Annotated in this window: 14 protein-coding genes; 9 read left to right on the top strand and 5 right to left on the bottom strand. The window is 67.5% G+C overall.

Translation table 11 applies throughout. The features are described 5' to 3' along the window. Window positions 1–3: 3 nt before the first annotated feature. Both AC5ZH6_RS07155 and AC5ZH6_RS07160 read right to left on the bottom strand, forming a co-directional pair. Window positions 4–2,358, bottom strand: a complete 2,355-nt coding sequence (locus AC5ZH6_RS07155; RefSeq protein ID WP_014359269.1) for a glycoside hydrolase family 65 protein — start codon at window positions 2,356–2,358, stop codon at window positions 4–6. Further along, window positions 2,355–3,065, bottom strand: coding sequence for an HAD family hydrolase (locus AC5ZH6_RS07160; protein ID WP_006369560.1), 711 nt, complete (start codon window positions 3,063–3,065; stop codon window positions 2,355–2,357). Before AC5ZH6_RS07160 ends, AC5ZH6_RS07155 begins: the two co-directional genes overlap by 4 nt. A 106-nt stretch (window positions 3,066–3,171) precedes the next feature. Here AC5ZH6_RS07160 and AC5ZH6_RS07165 point away from each other — a divergent pair, with 106 nt between their 5' ends. The 4 genes from AC5ZH6_RS07165 to rsmA all read left to right on the top strand — a co-directional run bounded on the left by AC5ZH6_RS07165 (window position 3,172) and on the right by rsmA (window position 7,174). Beyond that, window positions 3,172–4,050 carry a PhzF family phenazine biosynthesis protein gene (locus tag AC5ZH6_RS07165; RefSeq protein WP_020172052.1) on the top strand — a complete coding sequence of 293 codons (879 nt, stop codon included), beginning with the start codon at window positions 3,172–3,174 and terminating at the stop codon, window positions 4,048–4,050. Between the two features lie 116 nt (window positions 4,051–4,166). Continuing rightward, window positions 4,167–5,033, top strand: a complete 867-nt coding sequence (locus AC5ZH6_RS07170) for a TatD family hydrolase (RefSeq protein ID WP_338066895.1) — start codon at window positions 4,167–4,169, stop codon at window positions 5,031–5,033. A gap of 142 nt (window positions 5,034–5,175) precedes the next feature. After that, a complete protein-coding gene (locus tag AC5ZH6_RS07175) occupies window positions 5,176–6,294 on the top strand; it encodes a resuscitation-promoting factor (protein WP_196813462.1) in 1,119 nt (372 codons plus the stop codon). Next, window positions 6,257–7,174, top strand: a complete 918-nt coding sequence (rsmA, locus tag AC5ZH6_RS07180; RefSeq protein ID WP_020172049.1) for a 16S rRNA (adenine(1518)-N(6)/adenine(1519)-N(6))-dimethyltransferase RsmA — start codon at window positions 6,257–6,259, stop codon at window positions 7,172–7,174. The genes AC5ZH6_RS07175 and rsmA overlap by 38 nt, the downstream gene beginning before the upstream one ends. Before the next feature lie 88 nt (window positions 7,175–7,262). Here rsmA and AC5ZH6_RS07185 read toward each other — a convergent pair whose 3' ends face one another. Then, window positions 7,263–9,377: a HelD family protein gene (locus AC5ZH6_RS07185; protein ID WP_094602459.1), complete on the bottom strand. Its 2,115-nt coding sequence runs from the start codon at window positions 9,375–9,377 to the stop codon at window positions 7,263–7,265. 187 nt (window positions 9,378–9,564) lie between these two features. Then, window positions 9,565–10,563 carry an LLM class F420-dependent oxidoreductase gene (locus tag AC5ZH6_RS07190; protein WP_006369554.1) on the bottom strand — a complete coding sequence of 333 codons (999 nt, stop codon included), beginning with the start codon at window positions 10,561–10,563 and terminating at the stop codon, window positions 9,565–9,567. Window positions 10,564–10,706: 143 nt separating this feature from the next. Here AC5ZH6_RS07190 and AC5ZH6_RS07195 point away from each other — a divergent pair, with 143 nt between their 5' ends. From AC5ZH6_RS07195 to AC5ZH6_RS07210, 4 genes are all read left to right on the top strand, one after another. Then, the gene (locus tag AC5ZH6_RS07195) at window positions 10,707–11,393 is read left to right on the top strand and encodes an HAD family hydrolase (RefSeq protein WP_211542153.1); all 687 of its coding nucleotides are present in this window, start codon (window positions 10,707–10,709) and stop codon (window positions 11,391–11,393) included. Window positions 11,394–11,424: 31 nt separating this feature from the next. Next, window positions 11,425–12,384 carry a 4-(cytidine 5'-diphospho)-2-C-methyl-D-erythritol kinase gene (locus AC5ZH6_RS07200; protein WP_211542152.1) on the top strand — a complete coding sequence of 320 codons (960 nt, stop codon included), beginning with the start codon at window positions 11,425–11,427 and terminating at the stop codon, window positions 12,382–12,384. A 116-nt stretch (window positions 12,385–12,500) separates the two neighbouring features. Continuing rightward, window positions 12,501–13,622 (top strand): lipase family protein, encoded by a 1,122-nt coding sequence (locus AC5ZH6_RS07205; RefSeq protein WP_211545423.1) that lies wholly within the window; start codon window positions 12,501–12,503, stop codon window positions 13,620–13,622. Window positions 13,623–13,689: 67 nt separating this feature from the next. Next, on the top strand, window positions 13,690–15,552 hold the full coding sequence (locus tag AC5ZH6_RS07210) for an ABC-F family ATP-binding cassette domain-containing protein (protein ID WP_211542150.1): 1,863 nt from the start codon (window positions 13,690–13,692) through the stop codon (window positions 15,550–15,552). Between the two features lie 3 nt (window positions 15,553–15,555). Here AC5ZH6_RS07210 and AC5ZH6_RS07215 read toward each other — a convergent pair whose 3' ends face one another. Next, on the bottom strand, window positions 15,556–16,332 hold the full coding sequence (locus AC5ZH6_RS07215; RefSeq protein ID WP_211542148.1) for an alpha/beta fold hydrolase: 777 nt from the start codon (window positions 16,330–16,332) through the stop codon (window positions 15,556–15,558). Between the two features lie 101 nt (window positions 16,333–16,433). Between AC5ZH6_RS07215 and AC5ZH6_RS07220 the strand changes: the two genes are divergently transcribed. After that, entirely contained in the window at window positions 16,434–18,710 is a 2,277-nt protein-coding gene (locus AC5ZH6_RS07220) for a carbon starvation CstA family protein (protein WP_370530182.1), read from the top strand. The last annotated feature ends 13 nt before the right edge of the window (window positions 18,711–18,723 follow it).

The following is an 18,723-nucleotide window of genomic DNA, read 5'->3' on the forward strand; positions in this document are numbered from 1 at the left end:
TTCTCACATCTGACGGCGGTAGGGCTCGCATCCCGGCGGGGCCTTGGGGGGCTCACGCAGGGCGATCTCCGGGATCGACATGGTGACCGGTGTGCCCTCGGTGAGGGTGAACTTGTCGCCGTGATGCGCGAGGTCGATGTCGGGTCCCGAGAGCAGGCGATACGTCGCCGAGCTCTTGTCGATGGCGACCAGCATCTTGGAGTCGCGCACCGTCATCCGGAACGACAGGTAGTCCAGTCGTGTCGGCAGTCTCGGCGCGAACGTGATGTTGCCGCCGAAGTCGCGCATGCCGCCGAACCCGGCCACACAGTCCATCCATGCTCCGGCCAGCGCCGCGATGTGCAGACCGCTCGCCACGTTGTCATGCAGATCGTGCAGGTCGGTGAACACCGATTCGACGAGCAGATCGTAGGAGAGGTCGGGGTAGCCGACCTCGGCGGCGGTGACCGCCTCACAGCACGCCGACAACGACGAATCCCGCACCGTCAGTGGGTAGTAGTAGTCGAAGTTCCGCAGTTTCTGTTCCGGGGTGAAGCTCTCCCCGAACAGGTACATGGCGAACACCAGATCGGCCTGCTTGACGACCTGCTTGCGGTACAGCTCGTAATACGGATAGTTCAGCAACAGTGGGTATTTGCCGCGTGAGGCCTCGAAATCCCATGCGCCCAACAGGGTGAACGCCTCGCACTGCTGGTGCACACCGAGTGCCTCGTCGTAGGGCATCACCATGTCGTCGGCGCAGGCCTCCCAGTGCGCCGACTCGGCGTTGGTGACGCCGAACTGCTGAGCCAGATCCGGGCGTCGGTGCACCGCGGCCACCGCATCCCGAAGATTCTGTTGCGCAGCGAGATTGGTGAAGATGTTGTTGTTGACCACGGCGGTGTACTCGTCGGGTCCGGTGATGCCGTCGATCCGGAAGTGCCCGTTGACGTCGTGATGTCCGAGGCCGGCGAACAGGCGGGCGGTCTCGACGAGTATCTCGACGCCGCATTCGGTTTCGAACTGCTCATCGTGGGTGGCGCGCAGGTACCGGCCGGTCGCGTTGGCGATGTCGGCGCTGACGTGCACGCCCGCGGTGCCCGCGGGCCAGTAACCCGAACATTCGTCGCCATTGATCGAGCGCCAGGGGAACATCGCGCCGCGCTGGGCGAGTTCGGCGGCACGTGCCTTGGCCTTGTCCATGGTGGCGTGGCGCCAGCGCAACTCCTCGCCGGCTGCCGCGGGCACCGTGTAGGTCAGCATCGGCAGGATGAAACTCTCGGTGTCCCAGAAGGTGTGGCCGTCGTAGCCGGGGCCGGTGAGGCCCTTGGCCGGGATCGCACGCGACTGGCCGCGGGCGCCGGCCTGCAGCACGTGGAACAGGGCGAACCGGATCGCCTGCTGCAGTTCGGGATCGCCGTCGAGCTCGATGTCGGCGTCGCGCCAGAAGTCCTCGAGGTAGGCGGCCTGGTTGGCTTTCAGTGATTCCCAGCCGGTCTCCATGGCCATCGCCAGCGCGGCGTCGACCTGTGCGCGTAGTGCGGGCACCGATCGCCGCGCCGACCAGCCGTAGCCGATGTATTTGGTCAGGCTCAGCCGGGTGCCCTCGGGGACGTTGGCCGCGACCGTCAGTCGCGCGAGGTCGCCGTCGGCGCGAATGAAAGTGTCTGCGCGATCCGGGAATTCGATCTGATGGTCCATTCCGGCGGCCATGTGCAGGCCGGATCGCTTGGTGTGGTGGACGAGGATGCCCCAGTAGTTGCGACAGGTCGCGAGGTCCGAGACGAGCGGCTGATCGAGTGCGGCGGCGAGGCGCGGATCGTTGCCCGGCGTCGGAATGGGTTCGTTGGCAAGCAGATCCGATTGCAGGACCAGCTTCATGTCCTCGCCGACCGGCTCCACCTCGTAGTGGATCGCGGCGATGGTGCGCTTGGTGAACGACACCAGCCGCTCGGACTTGATGCGTACGGTGCGACCGGTCGGGGAGGTCCACAGGGTGCTGCGCCGCAACGTGCCGGTGCGGAAGTCGAGCACACGCTCGTGCTCCTCGGTGCGACCGTAACGCAGGTCCATCGGCTCGTCCTCGACGAGCAGCCGGATGATCTTGCCGTCGGTGACGTTGACCACGGTCTGCCCGGATTCGGGGTAACCGTAACCACTTTCGGCGTACGGCAGACCGCGCTGCTCGTAGAAGCCGTTGAGGTAGGTGCCCGGGTGATCGACCGGCTCACCCTCCTCGAAGGTGCCGCGCAACCCGATGTGTCCGTTGGACAGCGCGAAGAGGGTCTCGGTGCGCCCGAGCATGTCGATGTCGAGTCCGCGCCAGCGCAATTGCCATGGGTGGACGTCGAATCCGTAGGCGTTGTCGGAGGTGCTCATGCGGGGAGTAACTCCTCGAGATCGTTGACGACGATGGACGCCCCGGCCGCGGTCATCGACGCGGCCTGGGTGCCGCCGACCCGGTCGATACCGACGACGTAGCCGAAATGACCGGCGGCCCCGGCCTGGACTCCGGAGATCGCATCCTCGAAGACCGCGGCGGCGGAGGGCTCGACGCCCATCCGCTGTGCTCCGAGAAGATACGAATCGGGGGCGGGCTTGCCGCGCAGTCCCGCGGCGGCGGTCTCGAGACCGTCGACGCGTACCTCCACGAACTTCGACAGATCGGCGGCGTCGAGCACCGCGGCACCGTTCTTCGACGAGGTCACCACCGCGATCCGCAGTCCGGCATCCTTGGCGGCCTGCAGATAGCGCACCGATCCCGGATACGGGTTCACCCCATCGCGTTCGAGGCTGGCGAGGAACATCTCGTTCTTCCCGCTGCCGATCGACTCGACGGTGGCGTCGTCGACGTCGTCGATCCCGCGGCTGGCGAGGAAGGCACGCACGCCGTCGTCGCGCGGACGGCCGTCGACGTGGTCGAGGTAGTCCTGTTCGGTGAACGGCGTGAACCCCTCGCCGTCACGCTGACGAAGGTAGGCATCGAACGCCGCCTTCCACGCATGGCGATGCAGGACGGCGGTACTGGTGAGGACACCGTCGAGGTCGAAGAGCGCGACGGTGACGTCATCTGGCAAACCCAACACGAGTGGCCACGCTACCCGTCTGTGGCGGCTGGGGCGCGCTATGCGAGCGACGCGGATCCGCCGGGTGTCGCGCAGGTGCACAAATGTGTGGACGCGTGCGACGCGAATGATGAACCATGAGGCCATGTCTCGTGATGTCGTACAGTCCCGACGCTTCGCCCAGGTCGATGTCTTCGCGTCCCAACCGGTCTCCGGCAATCCGGTGGCGGTGGTCGTGGACGCCGACGGGATCAGTGACGAACAGATGGCGGCGTTCGCGCGATGGACCAATCTGTCGGAAACCACGTTCCTGCTGCCGCCGACCGACCCGCACGCCGACTACCGCCTGCGGATCTTCACTCCCGGCTCGGAGATGCCCTTCGCCGGGCATCCGACGCTGGGGTCGGCGCATGCGTGGCTCGCCGCCGGGGGTGTCGCCGCGGGCGACGACATCGTGCAGGAGTGCGGTGTCGGGCTGGTGCGCATCCGACGGACCGACGGTCGCCTCGCCTTCGCCGCGCCGCCCCTGAGCCGCTCCGGGCCGGTCGCCGACGACACCCGCGCCGAGGTGACCGCCGCCCTCGGCGTGGACCCGCAGCACGTACTCGCCGCCGAATGGGTGATCAACGGACCGCGGTGGATGGTGTTGCAGCTCGATTCGGCGCAGCGCGTGCTCGAGGTGACCCCCGACTTCGCCGCCCTCGGCGACCATGAGGTGGGGCTCGTCGGCGCCCACACCGAGGCGACCGCCCCCGACACCGATGTGATGTTCGAGGTCCGCGCGTTCGCACCCGGCGACGGCATCCCCGAGGACCCGGTCACCGGCAGTCTCAACGCCGGCATCGCGATGTGGCTCCGCGGCGCCGGTCTGGCGCCGTCGTCCTATGTGGCTGCTCAGGGAACCGTGCTCGGCCGGTCCGGACGCGTGCACGTCACCGACGACGGGGAGAACATCTGGATCGGCGGCGAGAGCACGACCGTCATCACCGGCAGCGTCGACCTGTAGGCGGACCGGTAAACCCCGACCCCGGTGCGCCGAGCCCTACAGTTGGCCCCATGACCGACGCCGACAGCGCCCACCACACCGCCGACAGCGCCCTCCACACCGCCGACAGCGCTTCGATGAAGGCCGAGAGCGCCAAGGCGGCCAAGAAGCGGCGGCGTCGGGAGCCGCCGCCGGACCCCGAGCCGCTGCCGGGGCTGGTCGACGCGCACACCCATCTCGCCGCCTGCGGTGGCCGGGATGCGGACTCGGTGCGGGCCATTCTCGATCACGCCGAGAGGGTCGGCGTCGGGCAGGTCGTCACCGTCGCCGACGACATGATCGACGCGCGCTGGGCCCTCGACGCCGCGCACTGGGACGATCGGGCGTTCGCCGCGGTTGCGCTGCATCCCACCCACGCGGGCGAACTCGACGATGCGGCGCGCGCCGAACTCGAACAGATGGCCGCCGATCCGCGGGTGGTGGCCATCGGCGAGACCGGCCTTGACTATTACTGGCCCGGCAAGTCCGAGTCGGCGGCGTCGCCGGAGGTGCAGAAGGAGGCCTTCGCCTGGCACATCGATTTGGCCAAGCGGATCGGCAAACCGTTGATGATCCACAACCGGGAGGCCGACCACGACCTCCTCGACATCCTGGCGGCCGAGGGCTGCCCGGACTCCGTGATCATGCATTGCTTCTCCGGTGACCGAAACGTTGCTCGCGAATGCATAGATCGCGGTTATTTTCTGAGTTTTGCTGGAACTGTGACATTTGCCAATGCCGCCGAGTTGCGTGAGGCAGCTCACCTGGTTCCCGATGGGCAGATCCTCGTCGAGACCGACGCACCGTTCCTGACCCCGCATCCCTACCGTGGCCAGCCGAATCAGTCCTATTGCCTGCCCTATTCGGCGCGGTTACTCGCCGGTGTCCGTCGAACGGATGAGCACACGATGGCGCGGACACTCGGCGACAACGCGCGGCGCGTGTACCGGCTGTCTTTGCAGTAATCACCCCTGCTCGTTATCGTATTGTGATCCGTCGCCTCGGCGGTGGTTTCGTTCCTCGGGATGTGGGCCCTCGGGCCTGTCGGGACGACCACCTCGCGCCGGTGTCGGGGGATGACCACGTCGTCGATCAGGATGCTTGACCTTGTCTGTTTTCGCGAGAATCCACACGTTGGAGTCGATGCGCGCCCGCATCGCCATCGGGGCCGTGCTCTGCACCGTCGCCGCAGGCGGCGTGATGGGCGTGACCATGCACAAACACGTCACCATCGACGTCGACGGCCAGAAGATCCAGGTCGCCACGATGACGATGAACGTCGACTCGTTGCTCGAGTCGCAGGGCTACCAGCCGGCCAGTGGCGACATGGTGTCGCCGTCGCCCGATTCGTCGTTCTCCGACGGCCAGACGATCACCTTCCACCGCAAGAAGCAGGTCGTCCTCGACGTGGAGGGCCAGAAGCGGGTCGTCGAGACGACCGCGGTCAATGTGAACCAACTCCTCGCACAGCAGGGACTCGCGCACGGCGCAGACCAGGCGAACTTCAACGCGAACGGGCCGATCCCGGTCAACGGCGCGGTCGTCGACGTCACGCTCCCCAAGAAGCTCGTCATCATCGACGGTGGGGTGCCCTCGATCAAGTCGGTGCCCGCCGACACCGTCTCGGAGGCCCTCGAGGGCATCGGTGCGCCGCTGCAGGACGCCGATAAGGTCACCCCGGCCGCCGACGCCAAGGTCACCGACGGCACGGTCATCAACGTCACCCGCATCCGCACCACCGAGACCACGGTCGAGGAGGATGTCAACGCTCCCGACATCACCCAGGACGATCCGACCCTGATCAAGGATCGCCGCATCGTCGTCAAGCCCGGTAAGCCGGGCCGAGCGAAGGTTCAGTACGAGGTGACCACCGTCAACGGCAAGATCACCAAGCGCGTGAAGATCGGCCAGGACGTGCTCACCCAACCGGTTGCGGCGACCGTTCGCGTCGGGACCAAGCCGGGCGCCCCGTTCGTGCCGTTCGGTTCGGTGTGGGATGCGCTGGCCCAGTGTGAATCGACCGGTAACTGGGCGATCAACTCCGGCAACGGCTTCTACGGCGGTATCCAGTTCGACCAGAACACCTGGGATCGCTGGGGCGGCCAGGAGTACGCGCCGCGCCCGGACCTCGCCACCCGTGAGGAGCAGATCGCGATCGCCGAGAAGACCCAGGCCGCACAGGGCTGGGGTGCGTGGCCGTCCTGCTCGTCGCGGCTGGGGCTCTGATCTGACCGCCGACGACGCGCCTGCGCATTCGCGCCTACTCGGTCCCGCGCAGATCCGGGCTCTGGCAACCGAACTGGGCGTTCGCCCGACCAAAACCCTCGGGCAGAACTTCGTTCACGACGCCAACACGGTGCGACGCATCGTCGCCGCATCCGGGGTCGGCGCCGACGACGTCGTGCTCGAGGTCGGCCCCGGCCTCGGCTCGCTGACCCTGGCCCTGCTCGGCACCGTCTCACGCGTGATCGCCGTCGAGATCGACCCGGTCCTGGCCGCGCGACTCCCCACCACCGTGGCGGAGTACGCGCCGACCCGGTCCGCGGCACTCGACGTCGTCACCGCCGACGCGATGACGGTGCGCGCCGACGACTTGCCCGCCGCGCCCACCGCGCTGGTGGCGAATCTGCCCTACAACGTCGCGGTCCCGGTGCTGCTGCACCTGCTCGCACAGTGCCCGACCCTGCAGACCGCGCTGGTGATGGTGCAGGCCGAGGTTGCCGACCGTCTCGCCGCCGGACCGGGCGGCCGCATCTACGGTGTCCCGAGCGTCAAGGCCCGCTACTTCGGTGACGTGTCGCGGGCGGGGGCGGTGGGCCGCAACGTGTTCTGGCCGGAACCCAAGGTGGAATCCGGACTGGTTCGCGTACAACGGCATTCACGCTATTCCGACGATCCCGCGGTGCGGGCGAAGGTGTTCGCCGTCATCGACGCCGCCTTCGCGCAGCGCCGCAAGACGATGCGGTCGGCGCTGGCCGGGTGGGCCGGCTCGGCGGCCGAGGCCGAGCGTCGGCTACGCGCCGCCGGCATCGACCCGCAGATCCGCGGCGAGAAGCTCGACGTCGACGACTTCGTCCGGTTGGCGCAGGTCCCGGTAGGCGATTGAGCGCACCACTTACTGCTTCCCGCTGGTCGATTTCCCTCCCGCGCAAGGAAATCGTTGCGCGCGAGCGAAATCGACCAGCGTAAAGGGATCAGGCCGCACCGTCGTCAGGAACGGGCCCGCCGATGTCGAGCATGACCAGGCGCTTGGTCGCCCGGGTCTGTGCCACGTAGAGATCTCGGAGACCGGAGTGGTCCGCACCCCGGATCTCGTTGGCGCCGAGCACGATCACGGTGTCGAATTCCAGACCACGCGCGTCGGCGGCCGGCACGACCATCACATCGTCTCCGAGTGCGCCGGCGTCGAAGCACGATGCGCGCCGTGCCGTGGTGATGATGCCGATGAGCTCCCCGGGGTGCGCTGCCCGTATCGCCGCGAGCAGTTCGTCCACCTCGGAGTCGACGGCATCGTTCGCGACGATGCCGGTCGTCGGATGTTCGCCATGACGTATCGAGCGTGAAAGCCGCTGTGTGGGAGCGATACGCGCGAGGACGGGCGCCGTCGTTTCCAAGATCTCCGCGGTGGTGCGGTAGTTGATCGTGAGAGTGTGGTGGACAAAGCGGTCGTCGACAAAAGGGTGCAGCGCCTCGCCCCAGGAGCTGATGGTCGTGGTCGGTCCCGACTGGGCGAGGTCGCCGACGATGGTCATCGAGTGGTTCGGGCATCGACGCATGAGCATCCGCCACTGCATCTGCGAGAGTTGCTGCGCCTCGTCGACGACGATGTGTCCATATACCGACTCCGGTGGCCCGTCGACGAGCGTGCGGGCTTCATCCAGGAGGGCCAGATCGGCCATGCTCCAACCTTGTCGAGCGCAGTCGACGATCGAGGCGACGTCCTTGTCGGTGTACCGGGGGAAGTGGCGGGTGAGCGAGACGGCGTCGGTGAGCACGTCACGCACCACGCCTTCGGCGGTGAGGAATGGCCAGACCTCGTCGATGGCCCGTGTGATTTCGGCGTCGTCGAGGAGATCATCATGGATACGGTCCCAGTCGATCTCGAGCTCCCCGCTGCCGTCGTCGTCATACGCCGAGGGCCGGGCCTCGCCGGCGAACATTCGATCGAGATCGATGCCGAGTACGTTTCTGATCTCGTCCTCGAAGTCCGAGATCTCCTGTGCGGTTTGTGCTTCCAACTCCGTCACCACCTCGTCAACGATCTGTTCGAGGAATGCCTGCCGTGCCCGGTTGTGGCCGACGCCGCCCTGCAACGCGCTGCGGCGCGCGGCATCCACGCGCGCGGGATCAAGCACGACCGCGCCGTACCCGGTCCGCAATCGAAGGGGTATCCCACGAGGCTGTGAGGTCTCGACTCGACCGGCGAGAAGTTCGGCAAAGTGTTTGCAGCCCTTCGCGAGTGCGATCGGATCGGTCTCTGTGCGCGTCACCGTGAAATCCACCAGGTCGGTGGGTGTACGGAGCGCGACATCGTTCTCACCCAGGGACGGCAGAACGTCGGAGATATAGGTGAGAAATCGTCTGTTCGGTCCGAACACCAGTACTCCGCGAGCGGCAATCGCGGGAAACGCGTACAGCACATACGCCGCCCGATGCAGGGCAACGATCGTCTTGCCCGTTCCCGGGCCGCCATCGACAACCATGATTCCGCGGTGTTCGGATCTGACGATCTCGTCCTGCTCGGCTTGCAATGTCGCCATCGCTTCGCGCATCCGACCCGTCCGGGCTCCACTGAGTGCAGAGACGAGGGGGCTGTCGCCGACGACGTCGGTATCGATCGGTGCGGTCCCGTCGAGGATCTCGTCGGTGAGCTCGACGACCTCACGGTCTCGCAGTCGCAGGTGACGACGCCGACGCACCCCGAGCGGTGACGCCGCGGTCGCCGCGTAGAAGGGTCGAGCAGCGTCGGCCCGCCAGTCCACGAGCAGGGTACGGTGCGAGTCCGACAGGAGCCCGATCCGACCGATGTACAGTGGCGCGCCGCCGGTGGTTCCGTCGATCCGCCCGAAACACAGTGCGTGTTCGGCCTTTCGGAGCCGACGGATGGCCTTGTCCAGACGGGAGAGATCGGCGTCTCGCGCAACACGATCTTCGGGACCGTCGATGGGCGACGAGAGGGCCTCCTCGCGCGCTCGGAGACCGGTCATCGTCTCGGTGTCGAGGCGTGTGTACATCGTGTCGACGGCCTGCTGCTCCTCTGCGATCTGCTCCTCTGCGATCTGCGTTGCCCTGTCGGTGATCTCAGCCATTGACCCGTCTTCCGTCGTTCGACCAACGACGTCCACTGTGGAGGGCGGGCACCGACTATGCAACGTTGACTTCGCAGCCCGGTCATGGCCTTCGGGTAAGAACGGAGGTCAGGGTGCGTTCGGCGGAGATCCGTTGACAGAACAGCATTTCCGTGGCCTGGCACGCACCGTGTTCCAGCGTCAGCGCTCAGGCCGACCGCAACTTCTCCAGCAACGGCCCGGCGGCCTCGTCGAGGAACCGCTCCTGGCTCTCGCCGCCGATCTGCACGAGTGCGACGTCGGTGAATCCGGCGTCGACGAACGGCCGGATACCGTCGACGAGTTCGTCGAGATCCGACCCGCAGGGGATGTTGGCCGCAACGTCGTCGGGGGTGACGAACTGGGTGGCGCCGGCAAATGCCGCGGTCGTCGGCAGGTTCGCGTTCACATGCCAGCCCCCGGCGAACCACCGGAACTGGTCGTGGGCGCGGGCCACCGCGGTGTCACGGTCGGGGTCCCAACAGATCGGGATCTGGCCGATCGCGCGCGCCGGGTCGAGCGCGGCGCCCTGCCCGATCGAGGTGGTCTCGGAATTGGCATTCCAGTGCTCGATGAAGTCCGCGTTCGGCTCGACGGCGATGAGATGGTCTGCGAGAGGCCCGAATTCGTCGATCGAACGGGGTCCGGACACCGCCACGCCGATGGGCACACCGTCGTCGGGCAGATCCCAGATCCGTGCCGAATCGACCTGGAAGTACTCGCCGCGATGGTCGACCAGACCGCCGTCGAGCAATGCCCGGATGATCTCGATCGCCTCGGAGAGCATGGCGTGCCGCTCGGAGACGGCAGGCCACCCCGCGCCGACGACATGCTCGTTGAGGTTCTCACCGCTACCGAGTCCGAGAATGAACCGGCCCTCGGCGAGCAACTGCAGGGTCGCGGCCTTCTGGGCGATGATGGCCGGGTGGTAACGAATCGTCGGGCAGGTCACGTAGGTCATCAGCTCGACCTGCTCGGTCGCGTGAGCCACCGCGCCGAGCACCGTCCATGCGTACGGTGCGTGGCCCTGCGCCGAGAGCCACGGGAAGTAATGATCGCTGGACACCTCGAAATCGAAGCCGGCCTTCTCGGCGGCCACCGCGTCCCGGACCAGCTGCCGGGGTCCGGCCTGCTCGGTCATGAGGGTGTATCCGAATCGTGTCGCCATGCTCGCGCTCCTTCTGATCGGTGCGGACGTCCGAGCGAATCGGAAGTGACGCCACCTCGACGTCCCACCGGCTCGACGTCCAACAGTGCGAAGGTGGATGGTGGGCACGTGGTCTCGACCCAAGAGGAACAGGAGTGACAGCGATGACGCACACCGACCGGACAGAGACGCCGACCGAAGAGGCGCCTGTGGACACCGTGCTCCTCGACGTCGACGGTACGCTCATCGACTCGAACCATCTGCACGCCTTGGCGTGGCAGCGCGCCTTCGCCGGGCACGATCTGTACCCCGAATGGTGGCGTATCCACCGCGCGATCGGGATGGGCGGCGATCAGCTGGTGGGGGAGATCTGCGGGCCGGACGTCGAGAACTCCCTCGGCGATGACCTGCGCGACGAGTGGGCCCAGCAATACCGCAAGCTGCTACCCGAGGTGCGCGCGCTGCCGCGTGCGGCGGAACTGGTGCGGATGCTCGCCGATGGCGGCTATCGGGTGGCGCTCGCGTCGTCGGGGGCGCAGGAGTTCACCGACGCAGCGCTGGATCTACTGGGCCTGACGCGCTCCGACTTCGCCGTCGTGACCAGCGCCGACGACGCCGAGAACTCCAAGCCTGCGCCGGATCTCCTGGCGGTCGCGCGCGAACGTTCCGGCGGTGACACCGCGGTCCTCGTCGGCGACAGCGTGTGGGACGTGGCGTCGGCGAACGAACTCGGTATCGCCTGCGTCGGTGTGCGGACCGGTGGTTTCGCGGGCGCGGAGTTGCTCGATGCGGGCGCGATCGAGGTCGTCGACGACGTCGCCGCGCTGGTCGAACGGGGTTGGCAACCGTGACTCGCACGGCGATTCACTACCCTGGATACCCGTGTCCCCAGCGTCCCTGTCGGTGATCTCCGACGCCGTTTCCGTGCGCGTGCCCGCCAAGGTGAATCTTCACCTCGGCGTCGGCCCGCTCCGCGACGACGGCTACCACGATCTCGTCACCGTCTACCAGGCGCTCTCGTTGTACGACGACGTCACCGTCGCGCGCGCCGCCGCCCTCGGGGTGACGCTGCGCCGCGAGGGCGGACGAGGCGCCGACGCCGCCGACGTACCCCTCGACGACGACAACCTGGCGATCAAGGCCGTCCGCGCGCTCGGCAAGTGGGCCGACCGCGATCCGCGGGTGGCCATCGAGATCGTCAAACGCATCCCGGTCGCCGGCGGAATGGCCGGCGGCAGCGCCGACGCCGCGGGTGCCCTGGTGGCTCTCGCCGCACTGTGGAAACTCGATCTGCCGCGTGCAGAGCTGCTGGAGATCGCCGCCGGTCTCGGCAGCGACGTGCCCTTCTCGGTCCAGGGCGGTACCGCGATGGGCACCGGCCGCGGTGAACAACTGATGCCGATGATCGCGCGCGGTGAGCTGCACTGGGTGCTGGCGTTCGCGCGCGACGGACTGTCCACGCCGGCCGTCTTCGCCGAACTCGACCGTCTGCGCGCCGACCACGCCGACGCCTTCGACGTGCACAACCCGCGGCCCGACGAGCTGGTGCAGGCCCTGACCACCGGGGAGCCGACGCAGATCGCGCCGCTGCTGCACAACGATCTGCAGCCGGCCGCACTGAGTCTGCAGCCGGGACTGCGCCGAACGCTGCGCGCCGGCGTCGACGCGGGCGCGTTGAACGGCATCGTCTCCGGATCGGGGCCGACGTGCGCCTTCCTGTGCGCCGACGCCGACGCCGCGGTGGCCGTGGCCGCCGAACTGTCCGGCGCCGGGGTGGCCCGTTCGGTACGCACCGCATCCGGGCCGGTCAGCGGCGCGACCCGACAGGTGCCCGGGCAGTGATCGAGCGACCCCGACGGCCGCGCACACGAACGCGGGCCGAGCGGGCCAACGCCCGCGGTGTACCCGGGGCGTTCGCTCGGACGCACCGCGAATGTCGTCGGCTCGGGCTCGTCGGTGTGGTCGCATTCGTGGTCGGACTGATGATGGTCGGCCTGGCGTCGCTCGGAGCCGGCTCGGCCACCGCGACCCCGGTCCCCGGGCGCGTGCTCGCCGGCGCCGCGATCGTCGGCGCCGACCTGCCGCCCGGCGCGGCGTCGGGACAACGCCTGACGTATGTGACCCGCGACCAGAATGATCGAATGGCGTTGTCCACCGGCGTGTTCTACGTTCCGAAGGGTACGCCGCCGTCGGGCGGCTGGCGCATCTTCTCCTGGGCGCACGGCACCACCGGGATCGCCGACGAGTGCGCGCCGAGCCGGACCCGCAAGGGCTCCGGTGTCGACACCGCGATCATCGACGCACTCAAGCGCGGATATGCGGTCACCGCAACCGATTACGCGGGCCTCGGCGCACCCGGTGAGACCGAGTATCTCGGCGGACGGGCCGCCGCGTACTCGGTGATCGACATGATCCGCGCGGCCCGCGCCCGCGATGGGTCGCTGGGTACCGAATGGGTCTCCGCCGGCCATTCGCAGGGCGGGCATGCGGCATTGTTCGCCGGCCACGAGGCGCCGTCATACGCGCCGGAACTGGACCTGCGTGAAATCCTGGCCCTGGCACCGGCTTCCGGTATCGAAGGGGTGCTCACCAAGTCGTTCACGCCCAGCGTGCCGAGCCTGGGGAAGCTCAACACCGTCAGTGCGCTGTATCTCTACATCCTCGCCGGCCTCGACCACGCGCGCCCCGATCTGCACGTCACCGATCACCTCACCCAGGCGGGCAAGCGGTCTCTCGATCTCGCCCGCTCGCAGTGCAACGGCGAGGTGTCGACCGCGATGCGGTCGGTGGCGCCGGGGGATCTGCTGGACTCCTCGCTGGGTGACGAGCGCTTCGTGGCCGCGCTCGCCGACTACACGCGGGTGCCGACCGGCGGGTACACGGTGCCGATCCGCATCGATCACGGCCTGCTCGACCCGGTGGTGCCGTTCCCGTTGACCGCGACGCTGGTCCGCTCGATGCAGGCCGACGGCACCGACGTCGACCTGCACACCCACACCCGCGCCGACCACACCGACGTCGTCGCCGATTCGCTCGATCAGGTGATGGGTACCGCCGCGGCGGCATTCGGGCGGGACTGAGCACCGTACCGGCGGGGAGTCGGCGCCACAGGAGAGCCCGACAGTCCGGGGTTGTTATCGTCTACCGGTGCCACCCGCCCCCTCCGCGCTGATCAACGCCGACCGCATCAGCAAGAGCTTCGGCATCAAATCCCTGCTCGACGAGGTGAGCCTCGGCGTGCACGAGGAGCAACGCATCGGGGTGGTGGGACTCAACGGCGGCGGTAAGACCACACTGCTGGAGATCCTCGGTGGCGTCACCGAACCCGATTCGGGGCGTGTGTCGCGGGCGGGTGGGGCGCGCATCGCCGTGGTCACCCAGCGCGGTGAGCTGCCGGCGGGCAAGACGGTCGCCGAGGTCGTCGTCGGCGGCCCCGACGTCGCCGTGCACGAGTGGGCCGGCGATCCGCGGGTCCGCGGCATTCTCGCCGGCATCGGCGTCGACGAACTGCTCGACGCGCGGGTCGACGAACTCTCCGGCGGCCAGCGTCGTCGCGTCGGGCTGGCCGCCGCGCTGGTCTCCGAGGCCGACGTCCTGATCCTCGACGAGCCCACCAACCACCTCGACGTCGAAGGCGTGCAATGGCTCGCCGACCACCTCATGCGGCGCCGCAGCGCGCTCGTCGTGGTCACCCACGACCGCTGGTTCCTCGACACCGTCGCCACCCGGACCTGGGAGGTCCACGACGGTCGGGTCGATGAGTACGAGGGCGGATACAACGACTGGGTGTTCGCCCGCGCCGAGCGGGTGCGGCTGGCCGACGCCGCCGAGGAGCGGCGACGCAACCTGGCCCGCAAGGAGCTGGCGTGGCTGCGTCGCGGACCGCCCGCCCGAACCTCCAAGCCGCGCTACCGAATCGAGGCCGCCGAGAAGCTGATCAGCGACGTCCCGCCGCCCCGTGACACGGTGACGTTGTCGACGTTCGCCAAGCGTCGGCTCGGACGTGTCGTCATCGAACTCGAGGACGCGCACATCGAGACACCTGCGGGACAGGCGTTGCTGGACAATCTGACCTGGCGACTGGCGCCGGGGGAGCGCATCGGTCTGGTCGGGGTCAACGGATCGGGCAAGACGACGCTGCTGCGTGCGCTGGCCGGGGAGGTCGACGTGGCCCCCGGCCGTCGCATCGAGGGCGTGACCGTGAAATTGGGGTGGCTGCGCCAAGAACTCGACGACCTCGACGAGGATCAACGTGTACTCGATGCGGTGGAGTCGGTGGCCGCGCGGATCATGTTGGGCGACAAGGAGTATTCGGCGAGTCAGCTTGCCGAGCGACTCGGTTTCTCGCCGGCCAAACAACGTACCCCGGTTGGCGATCTCTCCGGTGGTGAGCGTCGGCGCCTGCAGTTGACGCGTGTGCTGATGGCCGAACCGAACGTGCTGTTGCTCGACGAGCCGACCAACGACCTCGACATCGACACCCTGCAACAGCTCGAGGATCTCCTCGATTCGTGGGCCGGAACCATGGTGGTCATCTCCCACGATCGCTACCTGATCGAGCGGATCTGTGACTCCACGTGGGCGTTGTTCGGCGACGGCTCGCTCACCAACCTGCCGGGCGGGATCGCGCAGTATCTCGATCGGCGTCGTGAGATGCGTTCCGGCACCACGGGTTCGGGTTCGTCGAAGGTGGGTTCATCGCAGGCGGCATCGGGGCAGACCGCAGAGGGGCGGGCCGCAGACGCGCAGTCCCCGGGTACGGCCGACGCTCCTGCCGAGCGACCCGCGGTGAGTGCCGCCGAACATCGCGAGGCACGCAAGGCGATGAACCGGGCCGAGCGGCAGATCGAGCAACTCTCGCGGCGCGAGGACGAGTTGCATGCCGCGCTGGTGGCCGCGGCGACCGACCCCGAACGTCTGGTGTCGCTCAATACCGAACTACGGCAAGTGGTTTCCGACAAGGAAGCCGCCGAGGCGGCGTGGCTCGAGGCCGCTGAAGCCATCGAGTGAGGCTCAGGGTGCCGACGTCGGCTGCGTTACCCGCTCGGCGTCGATCGACGCCGCGAACTCACTGATCATCGTTCCCGCCACGGCCGGCTGGATCAGCGGATACAGATGGGTGGCGCGAGGGATGACGCGTAGCCGCGCACGCGGCGACAGAGCGACGAACCTGCGTTCGTGGATTCGGAACTGATCCCAGCCACCATTGGCGAACAGCATCGGTCCCGGATACCCGACGAGTGCGGACAGGGCGTCGAATCCGGCGATCTCGTCGACCACATCGGCGATCGAGTGCAACGCGAGGCCGCCGGCCTCCATGTCGTCGGAGACCTGCGCGCCCAACGCCATCCGGGTGAGGAACCGGCTGATCTCGGCGCTCTGCGCGGGTAGGAACGAGGTGGCCGCGCCGAACAACCGAAACGGTGCGGCCAACAACCCGCTGGGCTGGGCGGTCGATCCCATCGCGACGAGCCCTGCCACGCGTTCGGGATGCGCGGCCACGGTGGCCATCGCGACATAGCCGCCCAACGACATTCCCGCGAGGACCGCCGGTGCGCCGAGTTGGTCGACGGCGTCGACGACGGCGGACACCGCCTCGGCCATCGTGAAGGTCTCGGCGCTGCGCGTGCCGTGACCGGGCAGGTCGGGGTGGACCACCGGTCGGTCGGTGACGGCGCTCGCGATGCGATGCAGCGACGCACCGCTGACGCGCAGACCGTGAACGAGCACCACCGGAGTGGGCTTCTCCGACCGTGCGCTGGTACTCATTTCGGCTTCGTTGCAGCTCATCGGGAGACAGTATGACCGCTTTGACCGTCCGCGTATAGTGACGCAGGCCACTATCCGTGGCTCCACTCGAGACGTCGAAAGGGCCCACCAACGCCATGACGATGACCGAACCGACACCGACGAGCGAGCGACGCGAGGACCATCCGAACGTCGAGTTCATCCGCAACGATCCCGATCTCCCACCGGTCGCGATCATCGACCGCTCACCGATGACCGTGCCGAAGAAGATCCTGTTCGCCGTCATCGGCCTGCTCGGTGCGGTGGCGTGGGTGATCGTGGCATTCATCCGCGGAGAAAACGTCAACGCCGTCTGGTTCGTCGTCGCCGCCGTCTGCACCTATGTGATCGCCTACCGTTTCTACGCGCGGATGATCGAGATGAAGGTCGTCAAGCCCCGCGACGATCACGCCACGCCCGCCGAGGAATTCGACAACGCGCAGGACTACATGCCGACCGACCGGCGAGTCCTGTTCGGTCATCATTTCGCCGCCATCGCCGGAGCTGGTCCACTCGTCGGACCGGTACTCGCCGCGCAGATGGGCTACCTGCCCGGAACCATCTGGATCATCATCGGCGCCGTGGTCGCCGGCTGCGTTCAGGACTATCTGGTGCTGTCGATCTCGACCCGGCGTCGCGGACGCAGCCTCGGACAGATGGCCCGCGACGAACTCGGCCGGGTCGGTGGCACCGCCGCGATCGTCGCCGTGCTGGTCATCATGATCATCCTCATCGCGGTGCTGGCCCTGGTCGTCGTCAACGCGCTCGCCGACAGTCCGTGGGGCGTGTTCTCCATCGCGATGACCATCCCGATCGCCCTGTTCATGGGTATTTACCTGCGGTATCTGCGGCCCGGTCGCGTGAGCGAGATCTCGCTGATCGGTGTGGTGTTGCTGCTCGCCGCCATCGTCGCCGGCCGCTACGTCGGCGAATCCGGCTGGGGCAAGGACTGGTTCACCCTCTCACCGGTCTTCCTGAGTTGGGCGATCATCATCTACGGTGTGGCCGCCGCGGTACTGCCGGTGTGGCTGCTGCTGGCACCCCGCGACTATCTGTCGACGTTCATGAAGGTCGGCACGATCGCCCTGCTGGCCCTCGGCATCCTGATCGTCCAACCGGTGATGAAGGCACCGGCCGTCAGCGAATTCGCCTGGAACGGCAAGGGACCCGCCTTCTCCGGCGCATTGTTCCCGTTCCTGTTCATCACCATCGCCTGCGGTGCGCTGTCGGGATTCCATGCCCTCATCGCCTCAGGCACCACACCGAAACTGCTGGCCAAGGAAGGGCAGGCCCGGATCATCGGATACGGCGGCATGCTCACCGAATCGTCGGTGGCGATCATGGCGTTGATCACCGCCTGCATCCTCGATCAGCACATCTACTTCGGCATGAACGCACCCAAGGCGCTGACCGACGGCACCGCGCAGGGCGCCGCCGACTACGTCAACGGACTCGGGGTGAGCGGAAATCCGGTCACCGCAGCGGACTTCACCTCCGCCGCCCAGGGAGTCGGTGAGTCCTCGATCGTCTCCCGCACCGGTGGTGCGCCCACCCTCGCGATGGGTATGGCCGACACACTGCAGCGGGCCATCGGTGGGGAATCGTTGCGCGCGTTCTGGTATCACTTCGCGATCATGTTCGAGGCGCTGTTCATCCTGACCACCGTCGACGCCGGCACCCGGGTTGCCCGGTTCATGCTCTCCGACGGCATCGGCAACATTCCCGGCGCGAGCCGCTTCAAGGATCCGTCCTGGCGGCCCGGAGCGTGGCTGTGCACCGTGATCGTCTGCGCCGCATGGGGTTCGATCCTGCTGATGGGCGTTACCGACCCACTCGGCGGTATCAACACGCTGTTCCCGCTATTCGGCATCGCCAACCAGTTGCTCGCCGCGGTCGCGTTGACGGTCGTCACCGTCATCCTGTTCAAACGCGGACAGGCCAAGTGGGCGTGGATACCCGGAATCCCGTTGGTGTGGGACGTGATCGTCACCATGACCGCCTCCTGGCAGAAGATCTTCTCGTCGAATCCGGCCATCGGCTACTGGGCGCAGCACCGCGACTTCGCCAATGCCAAGGACGCCGGCAAGACGTCGTTCAAGACCGCCAAGAACATCGGCGAGATCGACGCCGTCATCCGCAACACCTTCATCCAGGGCACGTTGTCGATCATCTTCGCGGTACTCGTGCTCATCGTGGTGATCGTCGGTGTCTACATCTCGATGAAGGCGCTGCGTCTTGGTGGACTCCCGACCACCGAGGACCCACCGGAACCCTCACGCATCTTCGGTCCGAGCGGGCTCATCACCACCGCCGCCGAACGCGAGGTCCAGCGGGAGTGGGATGACATTGCCACCCAGCGCCAGACCGAGACGGTCACATGAGGCAGATACTGCA

The organism is Gordonia sp. YC-XJ4, assembly GCF_059511865.1.

What these genes read in the sequence shown, in the direction of transcription:
- AC5ZH6_RS07155 (WP_014359269.1), bottom strand. Translation starts at nt 2,358, where the DNA reads ATGAGCACCTCCGACAACGCCTACGGATTCGACGTCCACCCATGGCAA.
- AC5ZH6_RS07165 (WP_020172052.1), top strand. Translation starts at nt 3,172, where the DNA reads ATGATGAACCATGAGGCCATGTCTCGTGATGTCGTACAGTCCCGACGC.
- AC5ZH6_RS07170 (WP_338066895.1), top strand. Translation starts at nt 4,167, where the DNA reads ATGAAGGCCGAGAGCGCCAAGGCGGCCAAGAAGCGGCGGCGTCGGGAG.
- AC5ZH6_RS07185 (WP_094602459.1), bottom strand. Translation starts at nt 9,377, where the DNA reads ATGGCTGAGATCACCGACAGGGCAACGCAGATCGCAGAGGAGCAGATC.
- AC5ZH6_RS07190 (WP_006369554.1), bottom strand. Translation starts at nt 10,563, where the DNA reads ATGGCGACACGATTCGGATACACCCTCATGACCGAGCAGGCCGGACCC.
- AC5ZH6_RS07195 (WP_211542153.1), top strand. Translation starts at nt 10,707, where the DNA reads ATGACGCACACCGACCGGACAGAGACGCCGACCGAAGAGGCGCCTGTG.
- AC5ZH6_RS07215 (WP_211542148.1), bottom strand. Translation starts at nt 16,332, where the DNA reads ATGAGCTGCAACGAAGCCGAAATGAGTACCAGCGCACGGTCGGAGAAG.
- AC5ZH6_RS07220 (WP_370530182.1), top strand. Translation starts at nt 16,434, where the DNA reads ATGACCGAACCGACACCGACGAGCGAGCGACGCGAGGACCATCCGAAC.